This is a genomic window from Ruegeria sp. HKCCA0235A (assembly GCF_013033235.1).
GTDB lineage: Bacteria > Pseudomonadota > Alphaproteobacteria > Rhodobacterales > Rhodobacteraceae > Ruegeria.
In genome coordinates this window covers 188,857-201,548 of sequence record NZ_WQDQ01000001.1, presented here as the reverse complement: position 1 = coordinate 201,548, position 12,692 = coordinate 188,857, and the positions used below count along the sequence as shown (strand labels likewise).

Here is a 12,692-nt window from a genome sequence, read left to right as displayed (position 1 = left end):
TGAAAACACCCATCAGTTCATCTGGCTCAAAGCCCCCTGAAAGACACTGGCGGAGGAGCCACGGTCGAGTGTTCTAGGCCCCCTCTGCCAACGCATTCAGCGGCAACATCGTCGTGGACTTGATCTCTTCCATGGACAGCAACGCCGTGACATTGTGCACGCGCACCTCCGAGATGAGCGACTGATAGAACTGATCATAGGCACGTGCGTTCTTGACCCGGACTTTCAGGATATAGTCGATATCACCCGCCAACCGGTGCGCCTCTTGCACTTCGGGGTGATCCTTCAATGCTTTCAGGAATTTACGTTGCCAGTCCGCCTCATGTTCCGAGGTGCGGATCAAAACAAAAAAGGTGGCTTCGAACCCAAGTGCCTCGGCATCCAGCAGCACCGTTTGCTGGCCGATGATTCCCGCCCCCTTGAGCTTGCGAATGCGATTCCAGACAGGCGTCTTTGAACTACCGACCCGAGCCGCAATTTCGTCCAATGATTGTCCTGCGTCCCGTTGCAGCTCGGCCAGAATTTTTCGATCCGTGTCATCTATCCGCACCGACATTCCAATTTTCCTTCTGTTTCGACACCCCTGTTCCGGTTTTCCCGAAAATCGGAACACTTGTCCTTATTTCAGCGGCGATATGGCGCTTTGGTGGGAATATTTCCTATATTAAGGGTCAAGTCAAACAATGTCCGAGACGATCCGATGCAGGATTTTCACACAACCAAGCCCAAAGGTCATGTCGACTTTGTCGGCGCCGGACCCGGTGACCCCGAATTGCTGACGCTCAAGGCGTTGGCCGCATTCGAGCGCGCGGATGTGGTGCTGCATGATCGCCTGATCAGCAAGCCTGTGCTGGACATTGCCGCCCAGAGCGCCGCTTTGGTCGATGTCGGCAAGGCCGGGTTCGGCCCCTCGTGGAAGCAAAGCGATATCGACGCGCTTCTGGTTGAACACGCCCTGAATGGCAACCGTGTGGTGCGTCTCAAATCGGGGGATCCCACAATCTTTGGCCGCCTGGACGAAGAAATCGAGGCCGTCGATGCGGCCGGTATTTCCTGGCAGATCATTCCCGGCATCACGGCGGCCTCTGCCTCAGTGGCTGGCATCGGTCAAAGCTTGACCCGCCGCGGACGCAACTCATCGGTGCGTTTTTTGACCGGGCACGACATGCAAGGATTCGCGGATCACGATTGGAACGCTCTGGCTCAGGCCGGTTCCGTGGCGGCAATCTACATGGGCAAGAAATCCGCTCGGTTCATTCAGGGCCGTCTGATCATGCACGGCGCCGATCGCACCAACCCCATTACCCTGGTCGAGAATGCATCGCGTCCCGACCAACGGATTTTGGCCACCACCTTGGACCAATTGCCCACCGATCTGGCCGCCGCCGAAATGGATGGACCGGCCCTGACCTTATATGGCCTTGCCCCGCGCGAAGCGGCGCAGGCTGTAACCGAATTCAACAAGGAGCTTGCCCGATGGCCCGCGCTTTTACCCCCAAAATCGTCACTGCAAATGACTTGCTCGAAGGTGACGTGATTTATCTGACGGAAGATGACCGCTGGTCTCGTGACCTGAGCGAAGCAGAACTGATCACCGACGAGGCGCATGCGCAGGTTCGCCTGCTGGATGCCGCGCGTCAGGCAAACAAAATCGTGGGCGCTTATCTGGCCGATGCCGTCGCTGGCGAAAACGGCCCCGAGCCCACCCATTTCCGGGAAGACTTCCGCCGCACTGGTCCGTCCAACTATGCCCACGGCAAACAGGAAACTTCCCCGCAGCCCCGGGCCTGACCTCTGGCCCTTCTCTCTCCCCTTCAAGGCCCCAGGTTCGGGGCTGCAACCAAGGACAGCTAGACATGTATCGCTACTCCGAGTTTGACAAAGATTTTCTGGCAGAGCGTAACGCGCAGTTCCGCGCTCAGGTCGAGCGCCGCATCGACGGTTCGCTGACCGAAGACGAATTCAAGCCTTTGCGCCTGATGAACGGCCTGTATCTGCAATTGCACGCATACATGCTGCGAGTCGCCATTCCCTACGGCACGCTGAACAGCGCGCAAATGCGTCAACTGGCCCTGCTGGCTGAAAAGTGGGACAAAGGTTATGGTCATTTCACCACCCGTCAGAACATCCAGTACAACTGGCCGAAACTGAAAGATGTGCCAGACATGCTGGACGCGCTGGCCGAGGTCGGCATGCACGCCATCCAGACCTCGGGCAACACCATCCGCAACGTGACCGCCGACCATTTCGCCGGTGCCGCCGCGGATGAGGTCGCCGACCCGCGCCCCTATGCCGAACTGCTGCGCCAGTGGTCGACCGACCACCCGGAGTTCCAGTTCATGCCGCGCAAGTTCAAGATCGCGATCACCGGTTCGGAAAACGACCGCGCCGTGATCAAAGCGCATGACATCGGCCTGCAACTGGTCGAACGTGACGGCGTTCTGGGCGCGCGCGTCATCGTCGGTGGCGGCCTGGGCCGGACGCCCATGATCGGCAAGGAACTGTCCGAATTCGTCGCATTCGATGATCTGCTGGCCTATCTGGAAGCCACCGTCTCGGTCTGGAACCAGATCGGTCGCCGCGACAACAAGTACAAGGCGCGCATCAAGATCACCGTGCATGAACACGGCATCGACGCCATCCGCGCCAAGGTGAACGCGCGTTTCTTGCAGGTTCGCCCACAGTTCAAGGGCGCCGACATGGCGCTTCTGGATGAGATCAAAGGCCACTTTGCGCCTCCGGCTTTCCGTCAAGGTTCGGTTGCGTCGTTTGAAAGCGCCTATACCAACGATCCGGTTTTCCGGTCGTGGGTCGATACCAACATCGCGCCGCACAAGCAGGCGGACCACGCGATCGTCACGATCTCGATCAAGAAGCACGGGGCAACGCCGGGTGATGCGACCGCCGAGCAGATGCGCGTGATGGCCGATCTGGCCGAAGAATTCGCCTATGATGAGCTGCGTATCAGCCACGAGCAGAACGTGATCCTGCCGCATGTCCACAAATCGGACCTGCCCGCGATTCACGCCAAGCTGAAACAGCACGAACTGGCCACCGCCAATATCGGCCTGATCAGCGATATCATCGCCTGCCCCGGCATGGATTACTGCGCGCTGGCGACGGCCCGCTCGATCCCGGTTGCTCAGGAAATCGCGACCCGCTTTGAAGAGTTGAAGCTGGAGCATGACATCGGGCACCTGAAGATCAAGATCTCGGGCTGCATCAACGCCTGCGGCCACCACCATGTGGGCCATATCGGCATCCTGGGCCTGGATCGTGCAGGCGTCGAAAACTACCAGATCACACTGGGTGGCGACGCCACTGAGACGGCAGCGATCGGCGACCGCACCGGTCCGGGTTTTGCCTATGACGAGATCGTGCCGGCCGTGGAACGCATCGTCGACACCTACCTGGATCTGCGCGAGAGTGCTGAAGAAACTTTTCTGATGACCTATCGCCGCGTCGGCATGGAGCCGTTCAAGGCCGCTCTCTACCCCGAGGCTCGGGCGAATGCCGCTTGATCTGATCCAAACGGAACTGGGCAAAGACCGCAGCGACCTGACCGAAAAGGTCAACGCATTGAATGCCCGGTTCCGTCACCACAGCGCCCATGACGTGATGCATGGCGCCCTTGAAGAGATCGATGCGCTTGCTCTGGTCTCAAGCTTTGGCGCGGAATCGGTGGTGCTGCTGCACATGGCTGCGGTGATCGACAAGATGACGCCGGTGTTGTTCGTGGATACCCAATTGCTGTTCACCGAAACGCTGGAATACCAGCAGGAAGTCAGCGAGCGTCTGGGTCTCAGGAACATCCGGATCATCCGGGCGGATGACGAAGAACTGCAACGCGAAGACCCCTATGGCGCGCTGCGCCTGCGGGATACGGATGCGTGCTGCAACCTGCGCAAGACCTTTCCGTTGCAGCACGCCCTGACAGGGTATTGCGGTTGGATTACCGGCCGAAAACGGTTTCAGTCCGGCACGCGCGCCGCGCTCGAGTTTTTCGAGGTCGAAGACGGCACGGGCCGGATCAAGGTCAATCCGCTGGCCCATTGGGCGCCGGACGATGTGCGCGCCTATATGGAAGAAAACAACCTGCCCCGGCATCCGCTGGTGGCCAAAGGATACCCTTCGATCGGCTGTGCGCCCTGCACTTCACCGGTGAAGGAAGGCGAAGACCCCCGCGCCGGGCGCTGGCGCGATCAGAACAAGGAAGAATGCGGCATTCATTTTGTCGATGGCAAGATGGTGCGCATCGGAGAGAAAACATGAACGTAATCGTAACGGATGAGGGCTTTTCGCCCGATGACTGGACCGACGGCTTTGTCACTCTGGATGATGCCGCAAATGACGTGGTTGCGCTGGACGTCAGCTCGGACACGGACCCGGATGAGCTTTTTGACCGCTTGGGCAGTGCCAAGCTGGTCCGGGTGGATTTTCCATCCTTTGCCGACGGTCGCGGCTTTACCATCGCCCGCACCCTGCGCCTTAAGGGCTATACGGGACGCTTGCGCGCCAAGGGTCATGTTCTGGCAGACCAATATGCCATGGCACGTCGCTGCGGCTTTGACGAAGTTGAGATTGACGGAGACCTGGCAGATCGCCAGCCCGAAGATCAGTGGCTTTCCCGGGCCAACTGGAAAGAGAACAACTATCAGGCGCGTTTGCGCGGTTAAAAGCCGCCCATCGCCAGCTTGAAACGCAAAGGGGGCAATCTGTCCCCTTTTCCTGACTTGGATCAAAGATTAAACGGAGATGTCGGTTTAGCAGACCGGCAGGTAAACGATGACAGAGATGAAGCCCGTGAGCGAAGCAACTGCCGTGAAGGCCCCGGTCCTGCCGGACGCGCAAACTGTAACCGAGGTCAAGCATTGGACCGACAGCCTGTTCTCTTTCAAGGTGACGCGCCCCGCCACGCTGCGTTTCCGCTCGGGCGAGTTCGTGATGATTGGTCTGCTGGGCGACAATGGCAAGCCATTGCTGCGCGCCTATTCAATCGCTTCGCCTTCGTGGGACGATGAGCTGGAGTTCTATTCGATCAAGGTTCAGAACGGCCCGTTGACGTCGAAGCTTCAGCATATCAAGCCCGGCGATCAGATCATCCTGCGCCCCAAGCCGGTTGGCACGTTGGTGCATGACGCACTGCTGCCGGGCAAGCGTTTGTGGTTCTTTGCCACCGGCACCGGCTTTGCCCCGTTTGCTTCGTTGTTGCGTGAACCGCAAACATATGAAGATTATAACGAGGTGATCATCACCCATACCTGCCGCGAAGTGGCCGAACTGGAATATGGCCGCCAATTGATCGACAGCATCCGTCAGGATGAAATGCTTGCCGAACTTATAGGCGAAGGCTTTGCTGACAAGATCCGCTACTACCCGACAACCACGCGCGAAGAGAGCCCCAAGATGGGCCGGATCACCGACCTGCTGAAGGATGGCACCGTGTTCAGCGATCTGGGCATCGAAGGCGGGATCAAGCCCGAAACCGATCGCGCCATGGTCTGCGGTTCGCTGGCTTTCAACCTGGACATCAAGGAAATCCTTGAAGGTTTTGGTCTGCGTGAGGGCGCGAATTCCGAACCCAAAGAGTTCGTGATCGAAAAGGCCTTTGTCGGCTAAAGGCACCATGCGTTCGGAGCTTTGCAGCCCCGAACGCAAAAATCAGCGGACAAAACACTGTTTTTTCGCAACTGCCGGTGTTTATGCCGCTTGAAGTGTGGCCCGGCCCGGTTTAAATTCCGGGCTCGAAATTCTGCAATTATCAAAGGAATGAACCCATAGCTCGCAGACCTCACAACGCGCCGCCACAACGAGACACCGGCCCGCGCGTCAATGATAAGATCCGTGCCCCCGAAATTCGCCTGATTGGCGCCGAAGGTGAAAATGTCGGGGTGGTTCATCCCGCCAAAGCCATGCAGATGGCCGCCGATGCCGGTCTTGATCTGGTCGAAATTTCGCCCAATGCGAACCCACCGGTCTGCAAGATCATGGACTTCGGCAAATTCAAATACGAAACGCAGAAACGCGAAGCCGAAGCCCGCAAGAAGCAAAAGATCATCGAGGTGAAAGAGGTCAAGTTCCGACCCAACACTGACACGCATGACTATGACGTCAAGATGCGCAACGTCTTCAAGTTTCTGGAAAACGGCGACAAGGTCAAAGTTACCCTGCGTTTTCGCGGTCGCGAAATGGCACACCAGAACCTGGGCCGCGAATTGCTGGAGCGCGTTGCCGAGGACGTCAAGGACTTGGGCAAGATTGAAAACATGCCCAAGATGGAAGGCCGTCAGATGATCATGATGATCGGCCCGCTGCCGCAGAAATAATCCGGTCCAAAGATCGAAACGGTCCAAGCCCCTTCTCTCTTGAAGGGGCTTTTTTGCTCAGGGCGCTTGCCTGCTGCGCAACCAACGGGCCGCATCCCGGAAATCGAACACCAGCGAGGTGATATCGACGATCAGAAGCACCCGGAGAAAGCCGGCAAAGGCTGGGCTCAGGGGGTCTTCAGAAAACAGCAGAAGCGTCGCGATGATGACCAACGGCACCCAGCACAGAATGTGCGGCAAGGCCATCGCACCGCTCATCGCGCGTGCACCCAACATGATAGGCACGTTCAGCGCCATGCCTGAAATTGCAAGCAATGCAATCAGGTGCCCCTGTGGCTGATCCAGAAATGCCAACGGAAGCAGGTTTACCGGCACCAAAACAACGGCTACCCAGACCTGCACCCACACAGGGAGCGTTCGGAAACTGCGCCAGATATCCAGCACCATGGACGTCGCCTTTTCCAATTCCATAGCCCACGACACATAACAAACGTGTCGCAGGCAAACAGGGTGCTCACGGTATTGTCAGAGAACGGCTGAAAAAGAGCGTTCCAGTTTGCTGACAAGTTCGCCTATCTGCTCGTCATTTATGATGAATGGCGGCGCAAGAAGTATATGGTCTCCGTTCCGGCCATCCCGGGTGCCCGCCATGGGATAACAGATCAACCCTTCGGCCAGCGCCGCCTTCTTTATCTTTCCGGCAATGCCCAACGATGGATCAAAGGGGGTCTTCGTCTCGCGATCCGCCACCAATTCCACACCCCGGAACAGGCCACGGCCACGCAAATCGCCCACGTTCGGGTGCTGTCCAAACGCGGCTTCCAGTGCGGAATGCAGTTTGCTGCCCATGCGTCCGGCGCGCACCGGCAAATCACCCTCTGTCAGTTCACGGACCACCGCAAGAGCCGCAGCCGTGGCGACAGGATGGCCGACATAGGTATGCCCATGTTGGAAAAACCCTGACCCATCGCGAATTGCGCCGAAAATTTTATCGGTGCACAGCATCGCCCCGATCGGTTGATAGCCTGCGCCCAACCCTTTGGCGATGCACAGAATATCCGGTGCAACTCCGTCGTGATCGCAGGCGAACAGATGACCGGTGCGCCCCATGCCACACATCACCTCATCCAGAATCAGCAGCACGCCATATTGGTCGCAGATTTCCCGGATGCGTTTGAAATACCCCTCAACCGCCGGAACCGCGCCAAGCGTAGCACCGACAACCGGCTCGGCCATGAAAGCCATAACCGTTTCGGGACCAAGGCGCAGAATTTCCGCCTCCAGCTCGTTGGCGACGCGCTGACCATAGTCAAAGCTGCTCTCACCCTCGGGCTTTTCGGCATATTCATAGCAGGCCGAGATATGGGTCATTTCGATCAGCATCGGTGCGAATTGGGCCCGTCTCCAGGCGTTTCCCCCGGCAGACAAGGCCCCCAGAGTGTTGCCATGATAGCTTTGCTTGCGCGCGATCACGTGGCGGCGCTCGGGCTGCCCGATTTCCAGAAAATACTGGCGCGCCAATTTGATGGCCGCTTCGGTCGCCTCGGACCCGCCCGATACGAAATACACCCGGTCCAAATCCCCCGGCGCGTGCTGGATCAGCAGATCGGCCAATGCCTCGGCCGGTTCCGAGGTCATGAACCCGGTATGGGCAAATGCGATCTGTTCCACCTGCTGTTGCACGGCCCGGATCACTGCCGGGTTGGAATGCCCCAGACAGGACACGGCCGCATCGCCGCAATCCAGATATCGCTTGCCGTCGGCATCGATCAGGTAAGCGCCGTCGCCACCCGCTGCGACGGGAAGTTCAGATTTGGTGTGGCGTGGGAAAACATGACTCATGTTCCGGTCCTTCCAAGTGTTTCAACCAAAGCCGCGACCGAGGCCGCGTTGTCCGTCCAGAGCGTGCCATCCGGTGCCGTCAGGCTGTTTTCGAATCCAACACGCAAGTCACCGCCGCGCCGCGCTGTTTCGGCAAGACAATCATGTTCCTGCGTCCCAAAGGCGCACACCATCCAATTGGCCGGGCTGGACGGAAACGCATCCAGATCCGCTGGCACGGATTGCTGGTTCTGACTGTAGCGTCCCAACACAAGCAATCGGTCTGTCTGGTCCGGCTGGACGATACCTTTTGACTGCCAGTCTTCCAGCAGCTTCACATCTTCCAAGTCGTAGAGAATATGCTGAACCCGCGTGCCCTGAGCCGCACATAGCGCATAGACCCGAGGCGCAAGATCAAGGGCCCGGGCGATTTCCCGGACTGAAATCGAGGCCCATTCAGGCCGGACCCGTTGCAGACATTCAAACTGCGACGATACGTCGAACACGCCTGCTGCCTCGGTGGTGATCTGAACATCCATGCCCGGCACCACCCTTTTCAGTTCCGCGATTGTTTCGCGATACAATCCGGCATCCAACGTGTGGTGTCCGTCGGCATCCCGTACATGCAGGTGTATGCCATTCGCCCCAGCCTCGTGGCAGCCCCGCGCCGTTGCGACGATCTGATCCGTCGTGACTGGCAAGGCCGGGTGATCCGCGCGGCCCCGCCGGGCCCCGTTCGGAGCAACCAGAATATATGGTTCTCCGATGGTTTTCACTGTGCTCTCGGTCATTGCGCCCTCGTGTTCGTCTGTCCTCAGCTAATGAGCTCAAGTTTCGTTTTCAATTTACCAATTAGAAAACATATGTTTTGCTTGCCACATGACCCGCGCTCTAACTGCCATCGTTACGCAAATGCGCCGCGAGATCGATGAAATGCCTGCGCAAATGCAGGTCGCTGTAAAGTACATCATCGATCATCCCGCCGATTTCGCGTTGAATTCGATCCGCACCACCACCGATCGCATCGGCATCAGCTCGAACGTTCTGATCCGGCTGGCGCAACGCATGGGGTATGACAGCTTTGACGCTTTTCGGCGCCCATTTCGAAACGCTCTGACAACCGATGGTGAGGACAGGTTTGGGCAGGATTGGCTGGAACACCTAAAGGAACAAGGAGAGTTTGGTGCGGCGCAGGCACGATTTGCGCAGAACGAAATAAATGTCGTGGCCAGATCGCTGCGCCTCATGGCCCCCCAATTGACGGAACAGGCCGTCGCGCACATCAGGTCGGCGCGCCGCTGCTATGTGACGGCCACACGATCCAGCCACGCGCTGGCCTATTATTTTCACTACGCTGCACGCATGGCCCATCCCGGGCTTCAGCTGGTGCCCCGCCACATGGGTTCGGCCATCGACGATCTGGTCGAAGCCACCGCCGAGGATTGTCTGTTTGCCATCACGGTTCACCCCTATTCCGCCGACACGATTCAGGCGATGCGGTATGCTCGTGACCGGTCGATGCGCATCGTCCTGTTGTCGGATAGCGAGGTCATCGCGCCGGGGGTTGAACCGGATGTCGTCCTGCCTGTCAGCACGCGAACCTTGCACCCGTTTTCCAGTTTTTCGGGGGCAATGGCTGTTCTTGAATGCCTGCTGGGCCATTTGTTTGACGCGGGCGGAGAGACCGCCAGAGAAAGAGTGGATGCCTATCAGAAAGCGCGGGAAGATACCGGTGCGTATTGGCGACCCGGCGTATTGCCAAAGCTCAGAAAACCATAAACCGGTTCCGCCAAAATCCTCTGGGGTCAACCTCAGAATTCAGCCCCGCTCAGGATCAGCGGCGGATCATTCTTTTCGTTTGGCGCGCGGCTGCGGTCTGGTCGGGATTTCTTTCAACAATCCTCCGACCCCCATTCCGGCAATATCCGATCCGGTTGTTTCGATCCCGCAGGCAACCCGTGACAGAACCCAATCCGCCCCGTTCAGCGCCGGAGATCGTGCGCACCCGGGCAACCCGATCACCGGTCGATCCTGCATCGCACCCAGAAACAGCAGGTTTCCCGGATCAACCGGCATCCCGAACCGATCCACCCGCCCGCCGGCAAGCCGAACAGCAGACGGGGCAACATCGTCCGGATCCGAGGTCGCGGATCCGGTCAGGATCATGAGCAGATCACCGGTCGCTCTGGTAACCGCCTTGGCCAGCGCATCCACGCGATGCGGCACGATCTGCACATCACACAAATCCAGACCCAGGGCTTCGGTCCGTCCGCGAATGGCGGCGATCCCCTTGTCGTTGGGCGGGCCGCCGGGGATATCCGTGACGATCAAACCTGCCGTCTTGTGAACGGGTCTTACCAGGCGCACGGCCCCTTGCGCCAAATTGGCGGCCCGCCGAACATCAGCCTCTGGCACGGCATATGAGATGACCTTGATGGTGGCGACCATGCCCTTCGGGCCCATCTGCTGGTATTGCGGAACCGTCGCAACCGTGATCATCGGGTTGACCTGATTGAACATTTCCAGCGCATCCACATCCAGAACCGCCACGCCCGGCCCGTCCGCCAACAGGTTGACCCGGCCGGTGAACGCGTCGGTCACGCGCAGATTGGCCGACGCCGCATCTGGCGCAAGAGCTGCGGCCAAACGACGTGCGGCCTCGTCTTCGTGGCAATCGCCAGGTTCAAGGCGCGCAACGATCACTTCGCGGATGCCCGCCTGCGTCAACTGCGCCACTTGCTCTGCTTGCAGTGACAGCCCCTTGCGCAGCTTTTGACCGTCAGCCGTCACCGAATGGGCCAGAATGGCGCCTTTTGCTTCAGAGAGGGGTACCGGACCAAACCTCATGCCTTGCCTCGCAGAACGGCCGTCATCTGCGCCAGAATTGCAACGGCAATCTCGGATGGGCCGGCAGCCCCGATATCCAACCCGATTGGCCCATGAATCCTCGAGATTTGCTGTTGGCTGAAACCGGCTGCTTTCATACGCTCGACGCGTTTGGCGTGGGTACGTGTCGATCCCAATGCACCAATGTAAAACACGCCCGCATCCAGTGCAGCTTGCAATGCCGGATCATCCAGCTTTGGATCATGTGTCAGCAGGACAATTGCGGTGCGCGCATCCAACCCGAGTTTTGCAGCGGCCTCATCCGGCCAATCCGTAAGGATCGTTTCCCCCGGAAAACGGGCGCTGGATGCAAACGCGTCGCGCGGGTCTATTATGGCCGGATCATACCCGGCAATTCGCGCCATCGGCACCAATGCCTGTGCGATATGCACCGCACCAACAACGATCAATCGCAGCGGCGGGTTGTGAACGGCCACAAAGGTTCGGCCATCTTCTTCAAAACCTGATCGATCCATGCGCAGCCGTTCGGCATAGGCGTTACGGCGCAAAGCTCTGTGCCCGGTATCGGTATTGACTTCATAAGCGATGGGTTCGCGTCTTGCGCGGGCTGTAACCAGTTCCGCCAGCATCGGTTCGGGCAGAACCTTTCCAACGGGTTCGACGAGGACGCGAATGGTTCCACCACAGGCCAGCCCGACCGCAAAGGCATCTTCGTCGCTCACCCCGAATTCCAGCAAGCGGGCTTCGCCTTCGTCAATTGCCTCAAGCGCCTCGACGATCACCGCGCCTTCGACACAGCCGCCCGACACAGAGCCTTCGATCCGGCCATCGCCGCCGATCACCAGCTGGGAACCCACCCGGCGTGGCGCGCTGCCCCAGGTTTCGACAACCGTGGCAAGCGCGGCACCGCTGCCATCGCGGTGCCACTTCAGTGCCGTTTCCGGGCTGTTGTCGAATCGTTCCATCAGAACCTCCAGACGTCGTCTGTTTCCCAACATAAGCAGGATTGGCGTGATGAAAAGCGCGACGCCCCTGTCAAAACGTCTATATTGGACCCAGCGAGCAGAAGCTAAGGCCTGAACTGCATCCAAGAAATCACAGCATTGATTGTTAGTGCCACGGGTTTTAGCCTGCGCGGGCAGCCGGCCAAGCGACCGAGCCGCGTATCAAACATATTTTTTCGGAGACAAGCAGTTGAAACATTTTCTTGCACTGGGCGCAGCGGTTGGCCTTTTGACTTCGACCGCAGCGTGGGCTGACACATTCGAACGTTATGGAGAGGTCGAGGGCTGGAAAGTCTTCATCGACAACGAAAAGAAATCCTGCCTGATCGAGGCCGTGGACGATGCGGAAAACGTCGTTCAGATGGGCCTGACCGAAGATCGCGGCGTGGGGTATGTGGGGGTATTCACCAAAGCCGATACCGACATCAAACGTGGCGAAACACAAGAAGTGGCCATCCTGATGGGGGACAACATCTATCTGGGTGAAGCCACAGGTATGAAAGGCAACATCACCAAGGGTTATTCCGGCGGCTATGTTTTGTCAGACAACCCTCAATTCGCGGATGATCTGGCCAAGAAAAAGGTCATGATCGTGTTCCCCGAGACATCCTATGCATTTACCGTCGATCTGACCGGCACCTACAAGGCCATGGAAATGGCCCGGAAGTGCAACGAAGAACAGTTGTCGTAACGG

Annotated in this window: 15 protein-coding genes; 9 read left to right on the top strand and 6 right to left on the bottom strand. The window is 58.5% G+C overall.

The annotated features are described in order from the left end of the window. Nucleotides 1-73 precede the first annotated feature (73 nt). Nucleotides 74-556 (bottom strand): Lrp/AsnC family transcriptional regulator, encoded by a 483-nt coding sequence (locus GOW56_RS00960; RefSeq protein ID WP_117869097.1) that lies wholly within the window; start codon nt 554-556, stop codon nt 74-76. 144 nt (nt 557-700) lie between these two features. Between GOW56_RS00960 and cobA the strand changes: the two genes are divergently transcribed. The 7 genes from cobA to infC all read left to right on the top strand — a co-directional run bounded on the left by cobA (nt 701) and on the right by infC (nt 6,326). Then, nucleotides 701-1,537 carry a uroporphyrinogen-III C-methyltransferase gene (cobA, locus tag GOW56_RS00955; protein WP_171204681.1) on the top strand — a complete coding sequence of 279 codons (837 nt, stop codon included), beginning with the start codon at nt 701-703 and terminating at the stop codon, nt 1,535-1,537. Next, nucleotides 1,477-1,791, top strand: coding sequence for a DUF2849 domain-containing protein (locus GOW56_RS00950; RefSeq protein ID WP_171204680.1), 315 nt, complete (start codon nt 1,477-1,479; stop codon nt 1,789-1,791). Before cobA ends, GOW56_RS00950 begins: the two co-directional genes overlap by 61 nt. Nucleotides 1,792-1,856: 65 nt before the next feature. Further along, on the top strand, nt 1,857-3,521 hold the full coding sequence (locus tag GOW56_RS00945) for a nitrite/sulfite reductase (RefSeq protein ID WP_171204679.1): 1,665 nt from the start codon (nt 1,857-1,859) through the stop codon (nt 3,519-3,521). Next, nucleotides 3,511-4,272 (top strand): phosphoadenylyl-sulfate reductase, encoded by a 762-nt coding sequence (locus tag GOW56_RS00940; RefSeq protein WP_171204678.1) that lies wholly within the window; start codon nt 3,511-3,513, stop codon nt 4,270-4,272. The genes GOW56_RS00945 and GOW56_RS00940 overlap by 11 nt, the downstream gene beginning before the upstream one ends. Further along, nucleotides 4,269-4,676, top strand: a complete 408-nt coding sequence (locus tag GOW56_RS00935; protein ID WP_171116164.1) for a DUF934 domain-containing protein — start codon at nt 4,269-4,271, stop codon at nt 4,674-4,676. The genes GOW56_RS00940 and GOW56_RS00935 overlap by 4 nt, the downstream gene beginning before the upstream one ends. A 109-nt stretch (nt 4,677-4,785) precedes the next feature. Next, on the top strand, nt 4,786-5,619 hold the full coding sequence (locus GOW56_RS00930) for a ferredoxin--NADP reductase (protein ID WP_171204677.1): 834 nt from the start codon (nt 4,786-4,788) through the stop codon (nt 5,617-5,619). 158 nt (nt 5,620-5,777) lie between these two features. After that, complete coding sequence (gene infC / locus GOW56_RS00925) at nt 5,778-6,326, top strand: translation initiation factor IF-3 (RefSeq protein ID WP_152457832.1); 549 nt, start codon at nt 5,778-5,780, stop codon at nt 6,324-6,326. 57 nt (nt 6,327-6,383) lie between these two features. Here the strand turns inward: infC and GOW56_RS00920 are convergent, their stop codons facing one another. The 3 genes from GOW56_RS00920 to GOW56_RS00910 are packed head-to-tail and all read right to left on the bottom strand — an operon-like array spanning nt 6,384 to nt 8,938. Beyond that, on the bottom strand, nt 6,384-6,797 hold the full coding sequence (locus GOW56_RS00920) for a hypothetical protein (protein WP_171204676.1): 414 nt from the start codon (nt 6,795-6,797) through the stop codon (nt 6,384-6,386). A 54-nt stretch (nt 6,798-6,851) separates the two neighbouring features. After that, nucleotides 6,852-8,168 (bottom strand): aspartate aminotransferase family protein, encoded by a 1,317-nt coding sequence (locus GOW56_RS00915; protein WP_171204675.1) that lies wholly within the window; start codon nt 8,166-8,168, stop codon nt 6,852-6,854. Next, nucleotides 8,165-8,938, bottom strand: coding sequence for a 3-keto-5-aminohexanoate cleavage protein (locus tag GOW56_RS00910; RefSeq protein WP_171168371.1), 774 nt, complete (start codon nt 8,936-8,938; stop codon nt 8,165-8,167). Before GOW56_RS00910 ends, GOW56_RS00915 begins: the two co-directional genes overlap by 4 nt. A gap of 88 nt (nt 8,939-9,026) precedes the next feature. Between GOW56_RS00910 and GOW56_RS00905 the strand changes: the two genes are divergently transcribed. Then, nucleotides 9,027-9,926 (top strand): MurR/RpiR family transcriptional regulator, encoded by a 900-nt coding sequence (locus tag GOW56_RS00905; protein WP_171204674.1) that lies wholly within the window; start codon nt 9,027-9,029, stop codon nt 9,924-9,926. Between the two features lie 66 nt (nt 9,927-9,992). On the opposite strand, the gene GOW56_RS00900 is transcribed toward GOW56_RS00905, so the two are convergent. After that, the gene (locus GOW56_RS00900; RefSeq protein ID WP_171204673.1) at nt 9,993-10,994 is read right to left on the bottom strand and encodes a molybdopterin-binding protein; all 1,002 of its coding nucleotides are present in this window, start codon (nt 10,992-10,994) and stop codon (nt 9,993-9,995) included. Next, nucleotides 10,991-11,959, bottom strand: coding sequence for an XdhC family protein (locus tag GOW56_RS00895; RefSeq protein WP_171204672.1), 969 nt, complete (start codon nt 11,957-11,959; stop codon nt 10,991-10,993). Before GOW56_RS00895 ends, GOW56_RS00900 begins: the two co-directional genes overlap by 4 nt. 229 nt (nt 11,960-12,188) lie before the next feature. Between GOW56_RS00895 and GOW56_RS00890 the strand changes: the two genes are divergently transcribed. Further along, nucleotides 12,189-12,689, top strand: a complete 501-nt coding sequence (locus tag GOW56_RS00890) for a hypothetical protein (RefSeq protein WP_171204671.1) — start codon at nt 12,189-12,191, stop codon at nt 12,687-12,689. The last annotated feature ends 3 nt before the right edge of the window (nt 12,690-12,692 follow it).

Bases quoted from the DNA above. Each gene is read 5' to 3' on its own strand.
- GOW56_RS00940 (WP_171204678.1), top strand. From the start codon at position 3,511: ATGCCGCTTGATCTGATCCAAACGGAACTGGGCAAAGACCGCAGCGAC.
- GOW56_RS00895 (WP_171204672.1), bottom strand. From the start codon at position 11,959: ATGGAACGATTCGACAACAGCCCGGAAACGGCACTGAAGTGGCACCGC.
- GOW56_RS00900 (WP_171204673.1), bottom strand. From the start codon at position 10,994: ATGAGGTTTGGTCCGGTACCCCTCTCTGAAGCAAAAGGCGCCATTCTG.
- GOW56_RS00950 (WP_171204680.1), top strand. From the start codon at position 1,477: ATGGCCCGCGCTTTTACCCCCAAAATCGTCACTGCAAATGACTTGCTC.
- GOW56_RS00910 (WP_171168371.1), bottom strand. From the start codon at position 8,938: ATGACCGAGAGCACAGTGAAAACCATCGGAGAACCATATATTCTGGTT.
- GOW56_RS00915 (WP_171204675.1), bottom strand. From the start codon at position 8,168: ATGAGTCATGTTTTCCCACGCCACACCAAATCTGAACTTCCCGTCGCA.
- GOW56_RS00935 (WP_171116164.1), top strand. From the start codon at position 4,269: ATGAACGTAATCGTAACGGATGAGGGCTTTTCGCCCGATGACTGGACC.
- GOW56_RS00930 (WP_171204677.1), top strand. From the start codon at position 4,786: ATGACAGAGATGAAGCCCGTGAGCGAAGCAACTGCCGTGAAGGCCCCG.
- GOW56_RS00945 (WP_171204679.1), top strand. From the start codon at position 1,857: ATGTATCGCTACTCCGAGTTTGACAAAGATTTTCTGGCAGAGCGTAAC.
- GOW56_RS00905 (WP_171204674.1), top strand. From the start codon at position 9,027: ATGACCCGCGCTCTAACTGCCATCGTTACGCAAATGCGCCGCGAGATC.
- GOW56_RS00920 (WP_171204676.1), bottom strand. From the start codon at position 6,797: ATGGAATTGGAAAAGGCGACGTCCATGGTGCTGGATATCTGGCGCAGT.
- cobA (WP_171204681.1), top strand. From the start codon at position 701: ATGCAGGATTTTCACACAACCAAGCCCAAAGGTCATGTCGACTTTGTC.
- GOW56_RS00960 (WP_117869097.1), bottom strand. From the start codon at position 556: ATGTCGGTGCGGATAGATGACACGGATCGAAAAATTCTGGCCGAGCTG.